This is a genomic window from Candidatus Paceibacterota bacterium (assembly GCA_041663045.1).
GTDB lineage: Bacteria > Patescibacteriota > Minisyncoccia > Phycocordibacterales > GWA1-40-21 > Bog-1340.
On sequence record JBAZRH010000001.1, the window covers coordinates 264,117 to 284,369 of the forward strand.

A 20,253-nucleotide genomic window follows, 5' to 3' on the forward strand; every position below is an offset into this window, starting at 1 on the left:
ATTATTGTATATAGGTCATATCGACTCTTTCAACAGCAACAGCACATGAATGACTTGTTACTACATATTGATAGTAAGTTAAATAGTTTAAATTACCTGGAACGCATAAATAGACAACTTGAAGAAGTAATCGAAAGAGAAGACAATAAAACCCCAATCACCACCACCCTAATGACTCTGGATGGGGCCAAAGAGTTTGTGGATGTAAGCGCATTACTAACAAAGAACACAAAAGAAGACGCCGACCTACTAGCGAAAACAACAAAAGCAGACTCGGATTTACTAGCAAAGATAACAAAAGCATCAGCAGACTCATTGGCGGAAGAGACAAAAGCATCTGCTGATATACTAGCAGAAGAGACAAAAAAATCGGCTGAAGAACTCATAAAAAGTAATGAGGTATATATAGGTTGGACGAAATGGATGACTATGACGTTGATCTTAGTTGGTCTTGCCCAAATGATAATTGCCATTATTCCTCTAATTAAATAATAATCCCGTCCCAAGGTCATGATATACTTCTATATATGAATAAACAAAAAGGCTTCTTAGTCCCCCTTGCGATTGTGGTCATAGCACTACTGGTGATTGGTAGCGGTGTTTATGTTTACAAGAATAAAAGAACTATAAACCCTCCAGTGGCTTGCACGATGGAAGCCAAGATCTGCCCTGATGGTTCCGCAGTAGGACGCATAGGACCAAAATGCGAATTCGCTCCCTGCCCTACAGATATAATATCCGAGAGACAAGGAAAATTCGATAAAACTATTTCAATAAAAATAAAAGACAAAATTGTATTCTCTGATGGTTTATCTATAATACTCGAAGAAATAAATGACTCTCGTTGCAAACCAGATGTTCAATGTTTTTGGCAAGGAGAGCTTTCGGCATTATTTAGTATAAATAAAGATGGCTATTCAAAAGAAATCCGACTCGGTACTGTAAATAATAAAAAAACTAGCTCGCAAGGTTATACTTTCTCTCTAGAATTTGCCACGGAGGATACCGCGACGATTATTGTCTCTGTGAATTCAATAAGTGACAATGCAAGCGGTATAAATGGGTATTTACATTTGGGTCCTGTATGCCCAGTGATGCGTATTCCCCCAGATCCGAATTGTGCTGATAAGCCTTTTGTAAATGCAGAAGTGGATATTACTGCCAAAGATAGTGGTATCTTGGTAAAGAGTATTAAATCTGATACAAACGGACATTTCAATGTAAATATTGCACCGGGAATATATATAATTAAGATTACGCCAGACAATGGTGGCTTCCTGCCAAGATGCGAACAAAAAGAAATTGTCGTAGTGGCAAATAGATCTACAGATTCAGATATATCCTGCGATACCGGTATCCGTTGATATCCGAGAATACTCCCCTGGCGAATAATAATAGGGTGTGTTATACTAGAAGGCAGTGTTAAGACACGGGAACATCGTCGAAGTTTCAAATAAAATAATTTTAAAATCACATCATGACAGGAACAATCAAAGCTCTTATAGAGAAAGGATTTGGATTCATTGCTCGCGAAGGCGAAACAAAGGATCTTTTCTTTCATTCTAAAGAACTTGTCGGTGTTACATTTGCTGATCTAAGAATCGGTGACACCGTCACTTTTGAAGTTGTTGAGACCGAAAAGGGTCCTTCAGCTACAAAAGTATCAAGAGCATAATAGCTTAAAAACACCCTCGTCTGCCGTTTGGCAGACGAGGGTGTTTTTTGATATAATCTTGTTATGTTAGAAGAAGGACAAAACACAAGAAGGGATATACCGAAGATGCTTGAAAGACTTGATGTAAAGATCAGGAACGGTTTTCAGATTAGATTGATGAAAATGATGTTGGAAAATGAAAATCCAAATGAAACAGAACAATATGAATGGGCAGAAAGATATCACAAAGATGTAAGCGATATAATAGATGATACAAGTAATACTCAAATACGGTACTTGATTAGCCAAGGGGAACAATTTCCTGAAAGATACGCCGAGGCCGCAAGGTTGGTAATAGCAATATTGAACCATCAAGAGATTCCTATTGCTGCTTGACAAAAAATATAGCTTGGTGTAAGATAGTAGGCGGAGCTGTGGTGGTCACTTTGGTAGTGTCCGGGTGCAACCTATGGGGTTCCTCACCCCGACCTCCTTGGCGCTCGGACTCGAACAGCAGTGATCCCACGGCTCCCTATTCTCTCTTTTCGAGATGGTAGAACCCACAACAGGTGTTTGTGGGTTTTTTGTTGGCTAAAAGATGATATAATATAAATGTTATAAATTTAATATTAATATATGGGATTTTTTAGTGATGACACAAAACCAAGAGTAACTAAGGAAGAATTTCAAAAAGTGAGAGGCTCTCTTTCTGCAAATGGTTTTACTTTAAAAGAAATTAATAGGGTGGAAGAGATATTTCGTGGAGACATGTATGAGGAAAGAGAAAAAGATAAGGGGGTGGATGAATTTGAACTACAAAATACAATAGCTTGGATGAGAGCAAATATGAGTAAACATAATTTGTCCGAACCGAAAATAGCAATATTGGAAAGAGAAATGATAGAGAGAATAAATCATTTATAAATCACGAAGATGGTCTGGGGCGCGGGCTTTGCCCGCGCCCTTTTCCGTGCTAATATTCCCCCCGGAACAAAAGTTCTAGAAAGGAGGTATGAATGATAAATTCAAAGAATAGTGACAAAAGTTTCTGGCAATTATTTCTGGAATGGCAACATTTAAGAAAAGATAAACATTTTGATACTGCCAGAAAGAGACAGTTGGAAGAAAAACTTGAAGGGTATCTGATTGATACGTTAAATTTGAGACAAGAGCTCTTCATGGCATGGAGACTTACTCCGGTGAATGAACCACTCAAAGAAGCCTTCGCAAGGAGACTAGAACACACACAGATTCTTGAAGAAGAGCGTCAGCATACGTTTGATTGTGAAAGTGGTGAATTCTACGACCTTCCATAGTAGCCCCGAAATATTTTCGGGGCTACCTTTTTACCCCAGAATTTTTCTAGTATCTTCAGCTATCTGCTTCATTTCATTTGTCTTTACTACTTCAACCCTTATCCTTGAATCATCAGTAGATATGGCGGTATTTAATCTATCTGTATCTTCATTCTTCTTTTCATCAAGTTTAATCCCAAAAGCATCAAGACCATTGCAAATCCTTTGCCTCATCTTAAACGATCTCTCACCCACTGTACCGGAAAAGACAAGTAAATCCAAACCACCAAGCGCGGCTACATATGCCCCGATTTGTTTTTGTATTCTATAGGCATAAATATCCAAAGCATTTTTTACATCAGTATTTTCATTCTCCACCTTAAATAATTCACGAACATCATCACTCTTACCAGACAAACCAAGAAGACCGCATTTTTTATTTAAATATTGTCTTAACTTTGTCCCTTTCAAACCCAGAACTTCCGAAAGATAAGCCACTGCGCCAGAATCGATATCTCCAACCCTTGTCGCCATCACCATACCTTCAAGTGGAGTAAAACCCATGCTTGTATCTATACTTTTTCCATTTTTTAGTGCAGTAATACTCACACCACCACCCACATGACAAACGATCATTTTTTCAGCCATCTTTCCCGTCTCTTTCAGTTTATTTACAATAGAACCAAGGGATATACCATGATATCCATATCTATAAATTTCATATTCTTTAGAGTCAGAAAGTGGAATTGCATAAAATCTAGATTTATCTGGCATCCCTGTGTGAAAAGCACTATCGGAAACTCCAACAATCGGTACACTCTTACCAAAAAATTTTAATAGCTTTTTGATTTCAGCCGAGATAGCCTCAATATGAAGAGGTGCTTTCTCCCCTGCGTTTTTTATATTTTTCAAAAACTCTTTATCTATAATATGATTCTGTTCAAAATAAACTCCTGGAGCTACGACTCTAATACCTACTCCAAAAATATCTTCTTTTGATAAAATAAATGTCTTTTTAATTAGAATAGAGACTAAATAATCTAGTGATTTTTCAAATTCCCTGCTTGTAATTTTGGACTTTTCACTACCACTGTCACAAACAAATGTGGAAATATACTCACCATTTTCTGTCTCAATATGTAAAAAGGCGGCCTCTTTATCTCCCACAAATAAAGAATATTTTTTTGACGCACTACCTGTATTTACAATTAAATATTTATGCATTCGGTTTAATTTAAATTAATAATTTATCTCCAAGTCCACTTATCTATCTCTTCTGGATCAGCACCTTTTTCTTTTATATAATCTAGAGTATTCTTCGTCTTTTGCCTGTAAAGTTCTATGATTCTGGCTGCTTTGCTCTCCTCCACTACTCCTTTCGCAGAAAGCTTTTCAAGTGCTTCCATAAGCAAAGTATATCTGTCGGTACCATTTCTCACATGTAAATCAAACGGTGTTGTCGTAGAACCACTTTCTAAATATCCGTGTACAGAAAATCTATCTTTTGCATTTTGATAATCAAAAAGTGATTGTTTAAGAGTTTCTGGATATCCATGAAAATTAAATATTACCGGCTTATCTTTTGTAAAATATTCATCAAATTTCTCATCACTCATTTTGGTGATAGAACTCCCGATTGTATTTGGCGAAAGCTCCACAATATTTATAAATCGTGCTTTCGCCTCCGGTGCCTCTTTTTTAAGTAAACTAATGGCAGCTAGGGTTTCTTTCACAAGATACTGTCCACAGGCAGAGAAAATAATGTCTGGATTTTCCGAGCTTACAAAATCCCAAATAGAAAGTCCGTCAGCGATTTCCTTTTGCGCTTGTGCTTGTGTGAGCCAAATATTTTCTATTGTCTTTTCAGCAACAATTATATTTATCTCATTTCTTGACTTAAGAGACTTCTTCATTATCTCTACCGCTTCATTGCCATCTGCCGGAAAATATACATTTATAAAGTCATTGTGTTTTTGTAAAAGACCGTCTATAAAACCAGGATTTTGATGTGAAAAACCATTGTGTTCTTGCCTCCAGCCACTTGAGGTCAAAAGGTATGTAAGCGAGGGTACATCGCCCCTCCAGGCCGTCTTTCTTGCGATTTTAAGGAACTTACTGTACTGGTCCGCCATACTTGTCACTATTGGCACAAAAGCCTCGTAGGAAGCAAAAATAGCGAATCTGCCACTAAGCGTATATCCCTGTGATAGGCCCTGCATGGAGTGTTCTGAAAGCATCTCTATTACACGACCATCTCTGGCAAAATCTGAATCCCACTCAAAGAGTGGCCCCATGAAAGTCCTCTTCGTAACAGTAAAGATATCTTGTAGACGATTCGAGTATGTCTCGTCTGGTGAAAAAAGTCTGATATTTCTTTTTTCTTTGTTTAGCTTCATTACCTCGGCTAAATATGCACCGATTTTTCTCATTGAACTTATTTGTTTTTCTCCTGGATATAGAATCTTTTCTTCAAAACTCGCTGTCTCTGGCAAAATAAGTCCACGTGAAATATCACCTTTCTTTATTCCCATTGTTACTGGATTATCCCCCATTCTCAGATTTTCTTTAGGAATATTTTCAATAATTTCTTTTGTAAAACCGGTTTCTGGGTTGAAAAGTTCTTCAAATTTGTAAGACTTGAGCCATTTTGCTATAGCTTTCAATTCAACTTTATTTGTTTTTGCATCTTTACCAACAACCTGATGTGAAAGACTATTCCCCTCTATTTTCTGTCCTTCAAGTTCTTTGATACCAGTCCAACCCTTTGGCGTCTTCACAATAATCATCGGAAATCTTGCAAAATATGTATCGGTTTTTTCTGTACCTTCTCTCGCTTCTCTTTGTATTTTTATAATAGACGCGTACGCTTTATCTAAAGCCTTTACCATTTTTCTGTAAACTATTTCACCCTTGCCTTCCACAATAATAGGGTCGTAACCATAACCTTTGAAAAGCGCTCGCAAATCTTTATTATTCATTCTGCCAAATATCGTCGGGCCGGAAATTTTATATCCATTTAAATGTAAAATCGGAAGTACCGCGCCGTTGTGTGCAGGATCGATAAATTTATTTAAGTGCCATGCTGTAGCAAGCGGACCAGTTTCCGCTTCGCCATCTCCGATAAGACAAGTTGCTATAAGACTTGGATTATCAAGCACTGCTCCATAGGCGGTTGAAAGTGAATATCCAAGCTCTCCACCTTCAAGTATTACGCCGGGAGTTATCGGACTTGAATGACTTGGAAACCCATAAGGCCAACTAAATTGTTTTGAAAAATAAGAAATGCCTTTCTCGTCTTTTGTCGCATCAGCATAATATTTACCAAGTGTTCCCTCAAGAAAAAGATTGGCTTGCAAAGCCGGAAATCCGTGACCTGGGCCTAAAAGAAACATCATATTTGTGCCGGTCTTATTTATCAGATTGTTGAGACATGCGTAAACAAAATTTATCCCTGGACATGTGCCCCAGTGCCCTAAAAGTCGAGGTTTGATATCATCAAAAGTCAGTTTATTATCAAGTAAGAAATTACTCTGTAAATATATCTGAGTAACCGTGAGGTAGTTGGTAGTTCTTACGTACTTTTTAATTCTCTCTACTTCCTGATTCATACTGAATATTATATCAAATTTTTATAAAAATTTCGCTCTGTTGACTTTTATAAAAAAGACTATAATATTGGCGAGGAAAAATCACTTCAACAAAAAGGAGAAAAAGTGAAAGTTCTATATATTGATGATGACGAATCGGTATGTGATATAATAATGAGGATGGCAAAAGAAGGACGACCAGATCTGGAGATACTTACAACCAGTATCATCGGTGAGGTGTTTGGAATTGTCAAAGACAATCTGGACATCAAAACCGTCATTATGGACGGTTCTATGGCAGATCACCCGAAGCTAATTGCCGAGATCAAAAAGGTTTTACCAGAAGACACACAGTTTATCGGAGTATCTTGCAATTCAGATTTGCTCAAGAAATTGGACAAAGCTGGTTGTGATAAAGTACACGATGAAAAAAGGACTGTCCTGCGTCTCGTCGGGTAGAACCCAGACCACGAATAGCCAACCTGCCCGCGAGGTTGGCTATTTTATTAAAAATATGTTTTAATAGAAGTACAAAATGCGCTTCGGCGCCTTTTAGTTTGAATAATAAAATGGAAATACGAAACATAGCAATAATAGCCCACGTTGACCACGGAAAAACAACCCTTACCGACGCCCTTTTGAAACAAGCCGGTGTATCCGAGGAAGGCGCAACTATGGACAGCAATAAACTCGAACAAGAGCGTGGTATTACTATATATGCGAAAAATACTTCTCTTCCATACAAAGGTACAAAAATCAATATTGTGGACACTCCAGGACATGCAGACTTTGGCTCGGAAGTTGAGCGTGTACTCCGCTCTATCGATACAGTTCTCCTTGTTGTCGATGCTCAAGAAGGTCCAATGCCACAGACTCGTTTTGTATTAAAAAAATCTCTTGAACTTGGTCTTAAGCCAATCGTCGTTATAAATAAAATAGATAAAAGTGCCGCAAGACCAGAAGAAGCACACGAGGAAGTTTTAGAACTTTTTATGGAGCTCGGCGCAAATGATGAGCAATTGGATTTTTCTATTATTTATGCAATCGGCAGAAAAGGTGTCGCTATGATTCACCCAAAAGATGAACAAAAAGATCTGTCACCCCTTCTGGATTTAATCTTAGAAAAAGTCCCATCATCTTCAACAGAAGAAAATCTCAATTTACCATTTTCAGCACAAATATTTAACCTGGCTTATGACAACTTTCTAGGTCGTCTGGGTGTTGCAAGAATTTATAGTGGGAAAGTGAAAGATGGACAAAATATTTTTGTAAAGACGCCAAACGGTGAATCAAGACAGACGAGGATTACCAAACTTTATACTTTCAACGGTATGACAAGGATAGCTGTATCAGAGGCTTCTGCTGGCGATATTGTTATGATAGCAGGTATTTCAGATGCTTATATCGGAGAGACAGTTTGTGAAAATGCAGACCAAAAACCATTACCCTCTATAAATATTGACGAGCCAACAATTTCTTTGAATTTCCTTGTAAATGATTCCCCTCTTGCTGGACGCGAAGGAAAATTTGTCACAGGAAGACAGATCCGCGAACGTTTGGAAAAAGAAATGGAGGTAAATGTCGGACTAAGAGTCGATTTCGGTGCTGAACCCTTAACGGTTTACGGTAGAGGCGAGCTTCATATTGCGATTTTAATTGAAAATATGCGCAGAGAAGGTTTTGAGTTACAAGTTTCGCAACCAAAAGCTATTATCAAAGAAGTAAACAGTGTCAAAATGGAACCGTTTGAAGAAGTTACCGTAGATGTTCCCGAAGAATTCCAAGGTGTTGTTATAGAAAAACTTGGCAAAAGAAAAGGAATAATGAAAGATATGAAAATCAAAGACAATCAAGTCAGAATGATTTTCGAAATACCTACTCGCGGACTTTTGGGATACAGAGGACAGTTTGTCGTAGATACAAAAGGTCTTGGAATTTTGTGTAGTCGCTTTATAGATTTCAAAGAATACGCCGGCGAAATTCAAAAGCAAGAATTCGGTTCAATGGTTTCTATGATGACCGGAAAATCCCTTGCTTATTCACTTTGGAATTTACAGGAAAGGGGCATACTCTATATAGACCCTGCAATAGATGTCTATGAGGGTATGGTTATCGGAAGTGTTTTAAATGGCGAACAACTCGATGTGAATCCGACGAAAAATAAAGCCTTTTCAAATACCCGTTCTTCCGGAAATGATGAAGCGCTTTATCTTATCCCACCAACCAAACTTGATATTGAAAAAGGTCTTGAAATAATGCAGGGTGATGAATTTCTCGAAGTGACTCCAAAGAATGTCCGTCTTAGAAAAATGCTTTTGACCAAAACAGATAGAGCTAAAGCAGGAAGAAAAGATTTGAAATAAAAATACAAAAACACCCGCAGAACGCGGGTGTTTTTGTTAGATTACTCTAATCGATATAAAAGTCTTGCGACTAATATTATCTTCTTGGAGCACCTCTAAAAGGTCTGTTTTCCAAAGGTTTAGCTTCGTTGACAGTGAGCTTTCTTCCGCCCATGTCTACGCCGTTTAATGATTCGATAGCTTTCATAGCTTCCTCATCATTAGGCATACTTACGAATCCAAAACCTCTTGATCTGCCGGTCATCTTGTCGATCATAACGACAGCTGACTCAACAGCTCCAGCCTTAGAGAAGAAATCTGCCAACTCAGCATCATTTGCTGTGTAAGGAAGATTTCCTACATATAATTTCTTTGCCATTTGTTTTGCAAAAATCTACTAAATTCGCAGAAACGACCTACTCTCAAACGGCTAAGAAAACTTAAACCTACGAGAATTGTTACTGCCAAAAGAGTATAGCATATATCAAGAAAAAAAGCAAGTTTTTCCCATGTTTTGGTGATTCTGTCAAGGTTTAGAGCCGTATAATAAAAAACAACTCGTCCAATCTTTCCACTTGTGTGAATTGATTGAACGAGCTGTATACTCTCATGTTATTTAAGGTTTACGACGCAGGAATAGGAAGCGACGATGAGCAAAGAATTTACTATGAGGATGGCAAATACATGTAAGCAAATATAACTCCCCACGCACATCACAATTCACAGTAAATACTTTGAGATAATTCTCTGAGTCAAGCATAGCTTCCATTGCCACCACAACACTTGTACCACTAGGCATGTCTTCTTTGAGCTGCAAGTACAGTTGGGGACCGACTTCGGCTGGACACATATCTAGACCGAGCATTAATGCACGCTTACACGTGTCCATATAGTAAGCACCGTCTTTAAAACCAAGTTGCTCATTACTAACATTGACTAATTCTACATCTTGTTCGGTCCCACTCACTCTGAAGGCAGGACTGTGGATAATGTCTTTCACCATTCTATCCATATCTAAACCTTCATTCTTAAAAACTTGACAAAACGCCTCGGCAGTATATATAGTGCCGATCTTTATTATTTTCCACGTCTTCCATACCTCGGAAGTCTTGGCAACAACTTCATCACGCAGGAAAAGTTTGAACATTTTCAAAAACTCCCCTGTTTTGTCCGCATTCAGCTTCCGCAGGAAATCGTATATCAGGCCAAGGACTTCGTCCCCAACCTTCACGAGTTCCGCGAGCACATTCCTGAGCATGTTATTCATGGTCAGTTTCCTTTTCTTTTTTTGTATGCCGTCCATTACTCTTTGGCGTTGTGCCAAAAATATAACGGAGAGCGACTATCTATTTGCATTATACACCTTCTATATTACTATGTCAAATAATTTAATTTTAAATACCATATCAGCTATAGCTGATATGGTATTTAAGTAATTCTGCTATTGAAATTAAATTCTATCCTTACCTATTCTGATTCTCTTGATATTCAGTGCTAAAGCTGGAATACCTACTTTCTCCCCTATCGCATTTGCCAAGCTTCGCATATATGTACCACTTGTACAGGAGACTTTTATGGTGATAGTTTGAAAATTATCAAGGACGGTCCTTGATAAAGCTGATTCCCATGATTTTAAGATTTCTTTTTGGCGGAAATCGCCGGAAACTAGTGCGATAGATTCTTTTACAGATTTTTCAAATTCAGATTTTGAAATTGAACTTTCCTTTAATAATTCAATGTTTTTGATTTCAACATCTTTTGAGGGGATTTCGTCGGGGTCCAAGTTTCCGCTTTTCGCGTGAGCGAAAAGCGGAATACCGTTTACGGTCTTTGAAGAAAATGGCGGATATTTTTGAGAAAATCTGCCGACAAAGCTCTTTAATATACCGTCGAGCTTGGCGAGCGAGATACTGCCCTTTCCGGAAACTTGCGAGGCTGGCTGAGCCGAGCACGAGGAATTTTTTAGCAAAAAAATATCCGTGTTCCGGAAAGGGCAGTATCGAGCGAGCCAATTATGTGCGATTCTAAAAGAAGACATTATTGAGCGAACAAGAATCCCTGGATCCCCGCATTCGCGAGGATGACAGACCGGGGAGGAATTAACCAAACCCAATACATCAAAACTATCCGTCGCAAAGCCAAAAAGCACAGTTACTTCGTATTCTTTATCAAGCCCTAAATATTTATCTTTATTTTTACATTCTTCACCAACAAGCACGAGAAGTATGCCCTCAGCGAGTGGATCAAGACGCCCAGCATAGGTCATCTTGTCATCTTTGTATTCAGGATTCGCCAATTTAAATCTATTCAAACATTCAAGAGGCGTTTCTCCCCTCTTTTTATATAATTTTAAGACACTTTGTTTTGGTATCATAATTTGATAGAATACTAACTGATATGAATAAAAACACCCCGTAAAGAATTTTTTAGAAATTATTCATTATGGTAATATATTATATCTATATCAATAAACAAACATTATGTCAAAAACAAAGCAAGGTGAAAATTCAGACGGGGCAAGCAAACAAAAAATAAGCACCGAGCCGTACAAAGGCGTTCGCGACTTTTATCCTGCCGATATGGCAGTTCAAACCTATATATTCAACACTATGCGAAAAGTTGCAGAAAGTTTTGGATATAGCGAATACGGCGCATCCGTCCTTGAACCGGCAGATTTGTACAGAGCTAAATCCGGCGAAGAGATAGTAAATGAGCAAACCTACACTTTCAAAGACAAAGGCGACAGAGATGTATCTCTAAGACCAGAAATGACACCAACTCTCGCAAGAATGATAGCTGGCAAACTCAAAGAATTCTCCTTCCCTCTTCGTTGGTATTCTATTCCAAATCTTTTCAGATACGAACAACCGCAAAAAGGTAGGACACGCGAACATTGGCAACTCAATGTAGATATTTTCGGCGTAAAAAACATAAATGCAGATGTTGAGGTTATTGCTATGGCAAGCGATATTATGAAAGCTTTTGGTCTGAAAGATACGGATTTTGAGATAAGAATAAATAGCAGAAAGATAGTAAATTATATATTGAATGATGTTTTTGCCCTATCTCCAGAAGTCACACAGAGAGTTTCCAAGCTTATAGACAAGAAAGAAAAGATGGATGCCAAAGAATTTAAAGCCGGAATACAAGAATTCATCCCTGAAAGAAGCTCCGAATTCCTAACACTCATAGATTCCAAAAATTTTGAAGAATTTATATCAAAACTTCCGAAGACCGCGAGCGAGCAAGAGGACGTGGCTGAAATCAAAGAACTTATAGAAAGACTAGAAAAACTCGGCATCACAAATACAGTATTCAGCCAGAGCTTAATGCGTGGTTTTGATTATTACACGGGGATTATTTTTGAAGTTTTCAGCACAAGCCAAGAAAACAGACGCGCAATATTTGGTGGTGGTAGATACGACGATTTGCTCGATATATTCGGCAAAGAGAAAGTGCCGGCAGTCGGCTTTGGTATGGGAGACGTGGTGATCCGAGATGTATTGGAAACATTTAAGCTTTTGCCAGAAATAAAAGCTGTCGCCGATTTATATATCTGCACATTCAATGATGATTCTATCGGCTATGCACAAGACTTGGCACAGAAATTGAGAAATAGCGGTCTCAAGGTTTCCGTAGATTATTCAAATAAAAAAGTTGGTGATCAAATAAAATACGCGGATAAAAATAAAATCCCTTATATTGTTTGTATTGGAGATGAGGAAGTAAAGACTGGTAAATTGAAATTGAAAGAGCTAAAAACCGGAAACGAAGTCCAAACAACTGATTCTGATATTACCAAGGAAATGAAAAGATAATTAAATTATGATAATTGATCATGCAAACCTTTGGAAAGAAGGAAAATATATTGATATGTGGTCTGTCCCCCACGTCTTATGCGGGGTTATCTTTGCAGGCATATTAAATTGGCTTGGAATTGGTTTTTTGTCGAACCTAATCCTTTCTACGATAATAATGATCGGTTGGGAATTTTTTGAACTCTACGTTTTAAATGTCCATGAATATATAACAAATAAAATAATGGATGTCGTAACAGGGCTTATCGGTTTTTTTATTATGTATTCATCAATATCAAGATATGGTATAAAAGCTATGCTTCCTTGGCTAATAGTTACCATAATAATCTGGCTTATCTTGAATTATTGGGGTTTTTACGCCCACAAGACAAGAGTTGATAGTGAAAATATTGTATCATGAGAAAAATAGTCTTTGACATTGAAACAGATGGAATAATCACAACCGTCGGCACAAAACAGGTCTTCCCAAATATGTATGTGGTTTGTATTTACGATTCATTGACCGACAAGTTTTCTAGCTATACAAAGGAGCAACTCAAAGATCTTTGGCCGATTTTGGAAAAAGCAGATCTGCTTATCGGCTACAATAGTGACAGTTTTGATATACCCATACTGAATAAATATTATTCCGGAGATTTGACCAAAATCGCAAGTCTGGATCTGCTTTCGGAGATCAAAAAGTCTATCGGCAGAAGAATCAAGCTCGATAATGTCGCTGAAGCGACACTCGGTAGAAATAAAACTGCTCACGGACTTCAAGCGACAGAGTGGTGGAAACAAGGCAAATATCAAGATGTTATAGACTATTGTATTGAAGATGTGAGAATTACAAAAGATATTTACGAATTTGCTCTGAAAAATGGTTTTCTAAAATACAAAGATATTAAGGATATAAAAGAGATAAAGCTCGACACTTCAAAATGGCATGATAAGAAAGACTCCGCACTGACTTTTACATTGCCATTTTAATGCTACTGTGCCATCCGGTGAACGAAAACTTGCCTAAAATTTTTGCTAGGGGTGGCAACCTGTTCTTTTTGAAAAGACTTGGGAGGAGTGGCTGACGACGGACAGAGAAAAACTTTAGCAAAAGTTTTTCGTGCTTTTCAAAAAGAATAGGTTGACAGGACCCCGAGAAAATTTTAGGCAAGTCCGAGTGAGCTTTTATTTAAGATATTTCTCCTTATTAGCCACATGCCCATCGTGCGTGACTGCATAATGCATAATGCCACTGCTATCAGCTAAGAAATATAAATACGGGGTCTTAATCGGAGTAATGGCGGCCTGTATTGCCAAAAGTCCTGGATTTGAAATAGGGGTTGGTGGAAGACCTTTATTGGTATAAGAGTTATATGGTGAATCTATTTTTAAATCATCAAGTGTTAGCATCTTTGATGTCTTGCCATTTATATATTTAAAAGACACATCAACCTGTAAAGGCATTCCGAGAGAAATTCTCCTCCACAAAATACCAGCTATGGTGCGACGTGTTTCTATAGTCCTAGCTTCCCCTTCAAGAATAGATGCCATTTTGACGACATCAGAAAGCGGTTTACCGAAAGATTTAATCTCGGTATTAAGTGCTTTAATCTTTTCATCGAAGTTTTCTATCATCATATCGACTACCTTATTTTCTTTCGTACCGGGAGCTATAAGATATGTGTCGGGGAAAAGATACCCTTCATATTTTGTAGCATATTTCAAGAATTCTTTTTTATCAAAAGTCTGTAAATTCTTATAAAGCAAGTCTGCTACTTGATAATTATTTAATCCTTCCGGAATAGTTATCCTCATTGGAGATATTTTTGTATCTCCATGTGCGAATCTCCACGCTAAAGCCACAACGTTTTGTGCATTCGGCATTGCATAATCCCCCTCTAGAATCCTAGAATTACCTGAAATGACAAATACTAGCCCTTTAAATAAAAATTCTGATTTTATAATATGCTTCGAAGATAAATCGCTTGCAAGAGAAGAAAGTGTTTGCCCAACCTTGAGGTCATAGATTAAACCTTTAGGAAAATCCCTCGGCGAAGAAAGAAAAGATATGTAAAAGATTATAAAAAAAAGAGCCACAACAGATCCAGTCAGAAATACAAGACGCCTCTTCAAGAGAGGGTCTTTGTAAAGTTTTATTTCTCTTAGAAAATCGTAATGCATTTTTAAATCGGCAAGTTGGCTGGAGCTTCTGATTTCTTGGAAGGAACCCTAGTGAGTGTTGGTGTCTGCGAAACAATACCGCTTGGAAAATGAAACACTGTGGCGAGTTCTTCGGTGGTTAAGACAAAGGGCTTGGAACCACCGAGATGTTTATAAGGCCATTCAAAAAACGAACGAAGCTTGTATGCATGTAACAGATCTCTCTTTAATCGGCTTACTTTTCTGGCTTCCATAGCCTTTAGGAAAGGTAAAACAGTTAAGACATCCTTCCACACGTCACTTGTACCTGTATTATGACTTGTACCGAAACGATTTAAAAGATTTGAACCATATTGCCTAAGACATCCTGTAAGACCACTAATATTTGCTGGGGTGAAAGAGGCTTTTTCTGCGATATAGACACTTCTTATCATACAATCAAAAGCCATTTTCCCTTTACTTCTCTCTAGAGCTGCAATTATTTCATTTTGACCCTTTGTAGGATTTGGAAATCTAAACTTATTTTCTTCATCTCCAGAGCCTTGCATAGCAGATTCTCTAACTTTCTTTATCTCTTTATCTATATCCTTTACCCACTCTCGTTCTTTCGTGAGCCTTCCATGAAAGAGTGTTTCTTCTTCATGCTTTTGAATCAATATCTGCAACCAGGCGTATTCCCCTTTCTTTAAAGTACCCATATACTCAACAATCGGTGTCAAAGGGTCTATCTTGTATTCTTCCTCTTGATCTTTGTCTAAACCATAGTCAATGTAAGTTTTAATGGGATAAGCATCCGGTTTAGAAAGTCTATGTTGTCTTCCAAACATAGGGTACTTCTCTTCATCGAAAAAGACTTTATTAGTATAGTCTTCTTTTACCTCATATATTTCAATATTCGGATATTGCGCATAAAGCTGGGCTTCAATAATATTCTTAAATTTTGCTTGGCTCATCCAAATATAGAAATGTACCGCCCCCCCCAAAGATACGATTTCACAACTAAAACAAGGTCTTGTTTTACCTTCTAAATAAGTCTGTGTAAGATTTTCAGATCCTGCTCTTTGAAGGTATGTAAAAAAGATTTCCATAGCAGCGGGAGATTTCATAATTTCCTTAGGTAATTTGATCTCCAATAAACAGCTTTTCTGCTTTTCAATGAAGACTAATTTGATCCACCTAAATCGTAAAATCCAAAAAGCACAAAATAGCATAATGGGCATTGCTATAGGCAAGACAATAAGTATAACTTTAAAAGTTAGAGGGAAAAGTTTAGTACCTATGCCGTAAAAAAATGTGCTCCACATTGTAAATATATTATAACAAAATATTAATACAAAAGAAAAGGGGGCGTCCGCCTGAAGCGGACGCCCCCTTTTCTTTTAATTATCCTTTATTTTACTACCTCGTATTTTCCGTCTTTATTTTTCTTGAAATACTTCTTATTCTGCAGATTGATAACTATCGTATTTTCCTTGACATATCTCTCTTTCAAAACTTTCTCTATAATCTCCTGCTTTGTAAGAGGGCCGCTTTTCTCCAGAATCTTCTTAATAACATCTTTGACAACACCGCTCATATAACCCCATTCTGCAAGAGCATATAAACCTCTGCCTACAAGTACAAATCTAGGGTCTTTAATAAGTTCATTGTGAGTTGTGGCGACATGGGCTTTCTTATTAAATACTGTTGCTATGGCTTTTGCTACTTCTCTAAAGTGTATTGGTGAACCATGTTTCCTAATGACAAGATATGCATAGTCTCTCATACCCTTTGTGCTAATATTTGGAGATTCTGATCTACCCCATTCACCCAAAGGGTTTTTTCCAACCTTCTTTGAAAGGGCAAGCCATCTTTTCGCGATTTCTTCTGATCTATATTGTTCAGCAACATCTTCCACATAACCCAAGAAAGATTTTATCATTTCTTGTTCTGTAACAAGTTCATTATCTTTCAAACTTTCATACAACTTCTTTAGAGAGTTGTGAATTTTATCTGCAAGTTGTTCGTCAATAAACCACCTGTGTTTAAAATCTTCGTCTTCCTTAATCTTCTTAAACGGATGTCCAACAACAAGAATAAAGTTCAAGTGGCTTTGAGTGCTTAGATCTTTCGAAACAAAATCGAGAAGATCTTGCTCCACAACTATTCCACCGAGGTTATGAATAATCTTCTCTATTTCATCAAATGATGGTTTTTCGTCAGTATAGTTTTTAGATTTTCTTATGATGTTTAGAGCGTGATTTTCTATTTGTCTCACCCTTTCTCTTGTAATACCATAGGTCTTACCTATTGCATCTAGAGTCATCGGCTCAGGATTTTTCCCGAGACCATATCTCTTTGTAATAACGTCTCTTGATCTCTCTGGAAGAGCCAAAAGCAACTTCTTAGAAACCTGTTTCGGTTTAAAACTTATTGTTGTTGACATGCTATTAATATTTATTAAAACTGATATTGACGAATATCGTACAAAGCATACTATCACCGATGCAGAATAAAGTCAAATGGGTATTGACTTTTAAATTACAAAGTTGATTATTTTGTTTTTTACGAAGATAGTCTTCAGTATTTTCTGACCGGAGAGCCACTTGACTATATCTTGATTTGCTAATGCCTCCTTTCTAACATCTTCTTCGGAAACATCGCTTGACATGGGAAGCGTTGCTCGGACTTTACCATTTATTTGTACTACTATTTTCACTTTTGCTGATTTTATTTTGGCTTCATCATATTTTGGCCAAGGTTCCACTGCAAGAAGCTTTTTATTGCCAAGATTAGCCCATACTTCCTCGCACAAGTGCGGAGCAAATGGCGAAAGGATTTTGATAAAAGCCAGATAAGTTTCCTCATCAATTTTTTCTTGAGCCTCTAAATGGTTTACAAATATCATCATCGCGGACACGGCGGTATTTGCATTAAACGATTCTATATCTTCCGTAACTTTTTTAATTGTCTTGTGTAAGAGTGATTGGGTGTCATTTGAATCAATAGTCTTGTCTGAGATTTTCTCCTGTAATTTCCAAACTCTTTCCAAAAATCTTCTTGAACCCACCATACTATCTGTACTCCAAGAAATTTCCTGCTCAAAAGGCCCCATGAAGGATTCATAGATTCTCAAAGTATCGGCACCGACATTTTTCACTACTTCATCCGGATTTACAACATTGCCATATCTCTTACCCATTTTCCTACCATCGGAACCAAGTATCATACCTTGATTGCGAAGCTGTTTGAAAGGTTCTTTTGTACTTACAATACCGATATCATAAAGGAATTTATGCCAGAAACGAGCGTAGATAAGATGTCTTGTAGCATGCTCGGCCCCTCCAACATACATATCCACTGGAGACCAGTATTTCTCTTTTTTGGGATCAATCAAAGCTTTACTATTCTTCGTATCCATATATCGGAGATAATACCAAGATGATCCTGCCCATTGAGGCATTGTATTTGTTTCCCTTTTCGCTTTTTCTCCGCATTTCGGACATTTTGTATTTACCCATTTTGAAATAGCAGCGAGAGGCGATTCTCCTGTGCCTGTCGGTTCATATGACTTAACTTTTGGAAGCTTGAGTGGCAAATCTTTTTCTGGGACAGGGACAGCTCCGCATTTCTCACAATGCACCACGGGGATAGGCTCGCCCCAATATCTCTGTCTTGAGAAAACCCAATCTTGAAGTTTATAATTTTTCGTCATCTTTCCACCGGCAAATTCGGTAATCTCTTTCATTATTTCGGTATTTTTTTTGCCGTCAAATTTTCCAGAGTTTATCATCACGCCGTCATTTGTATAGGCTATATCTCCCTTTTCTAATCTCTCTAGCCAAATATCCATTTCTGCATGATTCAAAGTGCCGATAACTATATCTTTCACATTCATCCAAATCACTTCATGCTTTTCCTTCTCTTCCTCGGACATCTCATCTCTCTCTTCGTCTTTCAAATCAAAGCAAATGGCGTTTGTATATGCAATTCTGTTTTCATCTTTATGCGCTGCAAAATATTCTGCACGGACTTGTCCACCCAAGACTTTTGGATTGACAAGGTTTTTATAACCAGTCTCTTCCCAAGCCTCTCTTCTTGCTGCATCTATAATATTTTCACCTTCATCTACTCCTCCCATTGGAAAAGTCGTCCATGGTTGCTTTTTCCATTTCAAGCAAATGATCTTACCGTCTTTAGGATTGCGAATAATTACATGCACGTTTCTCCTTTCAACACTTTTCTTTCCTGCGACTGGTGGATTTCTCTTATCAATTCTCTCTGGGATAATCACCTCTTTTATCGGTAAATTATATTTCTTGGCAAAAGCAAAATCGCGGTCGTCGTGTGCGGGCACTGCCATCACGCAACCTGTACCATAGTTGGCTAAAACATAGTCTGCAATAAATACCGGCACTTTTTCGCCGTTGACTGGATTAATAGCTAATATTCCGCCGAGCTTCACGCCGGTCTTTTCTTTACCTTCGGCAGTTCTGTCTATTTCACTTTTATTTTTTATTTCTTTTCTGTATTTTTCTACTTCAGCCCAATTTGATATGTGAGATTTATATTCGTCTACTATCTTATGCTCTGGGGCAATGACGACATAAGATAAGCCAAATAAAGTGTCCGGTCTTGTTGTGAATACCTTTATTTCTCCGATCTCTTTCTTAAATCTTGAATCATGAATCTTGAATCCTATCTCTGAGCCTTCCGAACGCCCTATCCAATTCTTCTGAAGCTCTTTGATATGCGTAGGCCAATTCAGTGCATCAAGATCGTCCAAAAGTCTATCGGCATAATCACGGATTTTGAGCACCCATTGTCGCATCGGTTTTTTTTCTATTGTCGTCCCGCATCTTTCACATTTATCACCGTCCAGATCTTCATTTGCCAAACCGGTCTTACAAGATGGGCACCAATTTATCGGCTCATAACTTTCATAAGCCAAACCTTTTTTGAAAAGCTGTAAGAAAATCCATTGCGTCCATTTATAATACTTTGGATCAGTGGTATTTATCTCGCGAGACCAATCGTAATTCAAACCCATTATTGAAATCTGTTCTTTAAATCTTTTTACATTTTTCTTTACGGCAATTTCGGGATTGATTTTCATCTTCATCGCGTACTGCTCCGCAGGCAAGCCAAAAGCGTCCCAGCCCATAGGGTGAAGCACATTAAAACCGTTCATCTTTTTGAATCTTGAGTAAATATCGGTAGCTATATATCCGCGAGGATGCCCAACATGAAGCCCTTCGCCAGATGGATATGGGAACATATCCAATACATAGAATTTCGGTTTATTCGAAGTATCTTCCGTCTTAAAGGTCTTTTTGTTTGCCCAAATTTTCTGCCATTTCTTTTCAATTTCTGAATGATTATAAATGTTTACCTTTTTTGATTTCATCCTGAAATAATACAGTATAATATGATTTTACA

Annotated in this window: 20 protein-coding genes; 11 read left to right on the plus strand and 9 right to left on the minus strand. The window is 37.7% G+C overall.

Annotated features, from left to right (window positions below; genetic code table 11):
- Positions 1-45: 45 nt before the first annotated feature.
- The 6 genes from WC631_01325 (at position 46) to WC631_01350 (ending at position 2,970) form a co-directional block, all read left to right on the plus strand.
- A complete protein-coding gene (locus WC631_01325) occupies positions 46-492 on the plus strand; it encodes a hypothetical protein (protein ID MFA6227107.1) in 447 nt (148 codons plus the stop codon).
- A gap of 35 nt (positions 493-527) precedes the next feature.
- Positions 528-1,364 (plus strand): hypothetical protein, encoded by an 837-nt coding sequence (locus WC631_01330; protein MFA6227108.1) that lies wholly within the window; start codon positions 528-530, stop codon positions 1,362-1,364.
- Positions 1,365-1,477: 113 nt separating this feature from the next.
- Positions 1,478-1,675 (plus strand): cold shock domain-containing protein, encoded by a 198-nt coding sequence (locus WC631_01335; GenBank protein MFA6227109.1) that lies wholly within the window; start codon positions 1,478-1,480, stop codon positions 1,673-1,675.
- 63 nt (positions 1,676-1,738) lie between these two features.
- Complete coding sequence (locus WC631_01340) at positions 1,739-2,050, plus strand: hypothetical protein (protein ID MFA6227110.1); 312 nt, start codon at positions 1,739-1,741, stop codon at positions 2,048-2,050.
- Positions 2,051-2,290: 240 nt separating this feature from the next.
- Positions 2,291-2,578, plus strand: coding sequence for a hypothetical protein (locus WC631_01345; GenBank protein ID MFA6227111.1), 288 nt, complete (start codon positions 2,291-2,293; stop codon positions 2,576-2,578).
- A gap of 92 nt (positions 2,579-2,670) precedes the next feature.
- Positions 2,671-2,970 carry a hypothetical protein gene (locus WC631_01350; GenBank protein ID MFA6227112.1) on the plus strand — a complete coding sequence of 100 codons (300 nt, stop codon included), beginning with the start codon at positions 2,671-2,673 and terminating at the stop codon, positions 2,968-2,970.
- Positions 2,971-3,000: 30 nt separating this feature from the next.
- Here the strand turns inward: WC631_01350 and WC631_01355 are convergent, their stop codons facing one another.
- Together WC631_01355 and WC631_01360 are read right to left on the minus strand one after the other, a co-directional pair.
- The gene (locus WC631_01355) at positions 3,001-4,173 is read right to left on the minus strand and encodes an acetate/propionate family kinase (GenBank protein ID MFA6227113.1); all 1,173 of its coding nucleotides are present in this window, start codon (positions 4,171-4,173) and stop codon (positions 3,001-3,003) included.
- Positions 4,174-4,196: 23 nt separating this feature from the next.
- Complete coding sequence (locus tag WC631_01360; GenBank protein ID MFA6227114.1) at positions 4,197-6,557, minus strand: phosphoketolase family protein; 2,361 nt, start codon at positions 6,555-6,557, stop codon at positions 4,197-4,199.
- A gap of 159 nt (positions 6,558-6,716) precedes the next feature.
- On the opposite strand from WC631_01360, the gene WC631_01365 reads away from it, so the two are divergent.
- Positions 6,717-6,995 (plus strand): hypothetical protein, encoded by a 279-nt coding sequence (locus tag WC631_01365; GenBank protein ID MFA6227115.1) that lies wholly within the window; start codon positions 6,717-6,719, stop codon positions 6,993-6,995.
- 110 nt (positions 6,996-7,105) lie between these two features.
- Positions 7,106-8,899: a translational GTPase TypA gene (gene typA, locus WC631_01370; protein ID MFA6227116.1), complete on the plus strand. Its 1,794-nt coding sequence runs from the start codon at positions 7,106-7,108 to the stop codon at positions 8,897-8,899.
- Between the two features lie 76 nt (positions 8,900-8,975).
- Here typA and WC631_01375 read toward each other — a convergent pair whose 3' ends face one another.
- From WC631_01375 to WC631_01385, 3 genes are all read right to left on the minus strand, one after another.
- Positions 8,976-9,257, minus strand: a complete 282-nt coding sequence (locus WC631_01375) for an RNA-binding protein (protein ID MFA6227117.1) — start codon at positions 9,255-9,257, stop codon at positions 8,976-8,978.
- 237 nt (positions 9,258-9,494) lie between these two features.
- On the minus strand, positions 9,495-10,145 hold the full coding sequence (locus tag WC631_01380; protein ID MFA6227118.1) for a hypothetical protein: 651 nt from the start codon (positions 10,143-10,145) through the stop codon (positions 9,495-9,497).
- Between the two features lie 183 nt (positions 10,146-10,328).
- The gene (locus WC631_01385) at positions 10,329-11,252 is read right to left on the minus strand and encodes a hypothetical protein (protein ID MFA6227119.1); all 924 of its coding nucleotides are present in this window, start codon (positions 11,250-11,252) and stop codon (positions 10,329-10,331) included.
- 106 nt (positions 11,253-11,358) lie between these two features.
- Here WC631_01385 and hisS point away from each other — a divergent pair, with 106 nt between their 5' ends.
- The 3 genes from hisS to WC631_01400 are packed head-to-tail and all read left to right on the plus strand — an operon-like array spanning position 11,359 to position 13,665.
- Positions 11,359-12,696: a histidine--tRNA ligase gene (gene hisS, locus WC631_01390; GenBank protein ID MFA6227120.1), complete on the plus strand. Its 1,338-nt coding sequence runs from the start codon at positions 11,359-11,361 to the stop codon at positions 12,694-12,696.
- 7 nt (positions 12,697-12,703) lie between these two features.
- On the plus strand, positions 12,704-13,096 hold the full coding sequence (locus WC631_01395; protein ID MFA6227121.1) for a hypothetical protein: 393 nt from the start codon (positions 12,704-12,706) through the stop codon (positions 13,094-13,096).
- On the plus strand, positions 13,093-13,665 hold the full coding sequence (locus WC631_01400) for a ribonuclease H-like domain-containing protein (GenBank protein ID MFA6227122.1): 573 nt from the start codon (positions 13,093-13,095) through the stop codon (positions 13,663-13,665). The genes WC631_01395 and WC631_01400 overlap by 4 nt, the downstream gene beginning before the upstream one ends.
- A 195-nt stretch (positions 13,666-13,860) precedes the next feature.
- Here the strand turns inward: WC631_01400 and mltG are convergent, their stop codons facing one another.
- From mltG to leuS, 4 genes are all read right to left on the minus strand, one after another.
- Positions 13,861-14,856 (minus strand): endolytic transglycosylase MltG, encoded by a 996-nt coding sequence (gene mltG / locus WC631_01405; GenBank protein MFA6227123.1) that lies wholly within the window; start codon positions 14,854-14,856, stop codon positions 13,861-13,863.
- 2 nt (positions 14,857-14,858) lie between these two features.
- The gene (locus WC631_01410; GenBank protein ID MFA6227124.1) at positions 14,859-15,923 is read right to left on the minus strand and encodes a hypothetical protein; all 1,065 of its coding nucleotides are present in this window, start codon (positions 15,921-15,923) and stop codon (positions 14,859-14,861) included.
- A gap of 302 nt (positions 15,924-16,225) precedes the next feature.
- Complete coding sequence (locus tag WC631_01415) at positions 16,226-17,260, minus strand: sigma factor-like helix-turn-helix DNA-binding protein (protein ID MFA6227125.1); 1,035 nt, start codon at positions 17,258-17,260, stop codon at positions 16,226-16,228.
- Between the two features lie 90 nt (positions 17,261-17,350).
- Complete coding sequence (leuS, locus tag WC631_01420) at positions 17,351-20,221, minus strand: leucine--tRNA ligase (protein ID MFA6227126.1); 2,871 nt, start codon at positions 20,219-20,221, stop codon at positions 17,351-17,353.
- Between the last annotated feature and the right edge of the window lie 32 nt (positions 20,222-20,253).

What these genes read in the sequence shown, in the direction of transcription:
- WC631_01340 (MFA6227110.1), top strand. Translation starts at nt 1,739, where the DNA reads ATGTTAGAAGAAGGACAAAACACAAGAAGGGATATACCGAAGATGCTT.
- WC631_01335 (MFA6227109.1), top strand. Translation starts at nt 1,478, where the DNA reads ATGACAGGAACAATCAAAGCTCTTATAGAGAAAGGATTTGGATTCATT.
- WC631_01355 (MFA6227113.1), bottom strand. Translation starts at nt 4,173, where the DNA reads ATGCATAAATATTTAATTGTAAATACAGGTAGTGCGTCAAAAAAATAT.
- WC631_01380 (MFA6227118.1), bottom strand. Translation starts at nt 10,145, where the DNA reads ATGAATAACATGCTCAGGAATGTGCTCGCGGAACTCGTGAAGGTTGGG.
- typA (MFA6227116.1), top strand. Translation starts at nt 7,106, where the DNA reads ATGGAAATACGAAACATAGCAATAATAGCCCACGTTGACCACGGAAAA.
- WC631_01345 (MFA6227111.1), top strand. Translation starts at nt 2,291, where the DNA reads ATGGGATTTTTTAGTGATGACACAAAACCAAGAGTAACTAAGGAAGAA.
- WC631_01375 (MFA6227117.1), bottom strand. Translation starts at nt 9,257, where the DNA reads ATGGCAAAGAAATTATATGTAGGAAATCTTCCTTACACAGCAAATGAT.
- WC631_01395 (MFA6227121.1), top strand. Translation starts at nt 12,704, where the DNA reads ATGATAATTGATCATGCAAACCTTTGGAAAGAAGGAAAATATATTGAT.
- WC631_01410 (MFA6227124.1), bottom strand. Translation starts at nt 15,923, where the DNA reads ATGGAAATCTTTTTTACATACCTTCAAAGAGCAGGATCTGAAAATCTT.
- leuS (MFA6227126.1), bottom strand. Translation starts at nt 20,221, where the DNA reads ATGAAATCAAAAAAGGTAAACATTTATAATCATTCAGAAATTGAAAAG.
- WC631_01330 (MFA6227108.1), top strand. Translation starts at nt 528, where the DNA reads ATGAATAAACAAAAAGGCTTCTTAGTCCCCCTTGCGATTGTGGTCATA.
- WC631_01400 (MFA6227122.1), top strand. Translation starts at nt 13,093, where the DNA reads ATGAGAAAAATAGTCTTTGACATTGAAACAGATGGAATAATCACAACC.
- WC631_01325 (MFA6227107.1), top strand. Translation starts at nt 46, where the DNA reads ATGAATGACTTGTTACTACATATTGATAGTAAGTTAAATAGTTTAAAT.
- WC631_01365 (MFA6227115.1), top strand. Translation starts at nt 6,717, where the DNA reads ATGGCAAAAGAAGGACGACCAGATCTGGAGATACTTACAACCAGTATC.
- WC631_01415 (MFA6227125.1), bottom strand. Translation starts at nt 17,260, where the DNA reads ATGTCAACAACAATAAGTTTTAAACCGAAACAGGTTTCTAAGAAGTTG.
- hisS (MFA6227120.1), top strand. Translation starts at nt 11,359, where the DNA reads ATGTCAAAAACAAAGCAAGGTGAAAATTCAGACGGGGCAAGCAAACAA.
- WC631_01385 (MFA6227119.1), bottom strand. Translation starts at nt 11,252, where the DNA reads ATGATACCAAAACAAAGTGTCTTAAAATTATATAAAAAGAGGGGAGAA.
- WC631_01350 (MFA6227112.1), top strand. Translation starts at nt 2,671, where the DNA reads ATGATAAATTCAAAGAATAGTGACAAAAGTTTCTGGCAATTATTTCTG.
- WC631_01360 (MFA6227114.1), bottom strand. Translation starts at nt 6,557, where the DNA reads ATGAATCAGGAAGTAGAGAGAATTAAAAAGTACGTAAGAACTACCAAC.
- mltG (MFA6227123.1), bottom strand. Translation starts at nt 14,856, where the DNA reads ATGCATTACGATTTTCTAAGAGAAATAAAACTTTACAAAGACCCTCTC.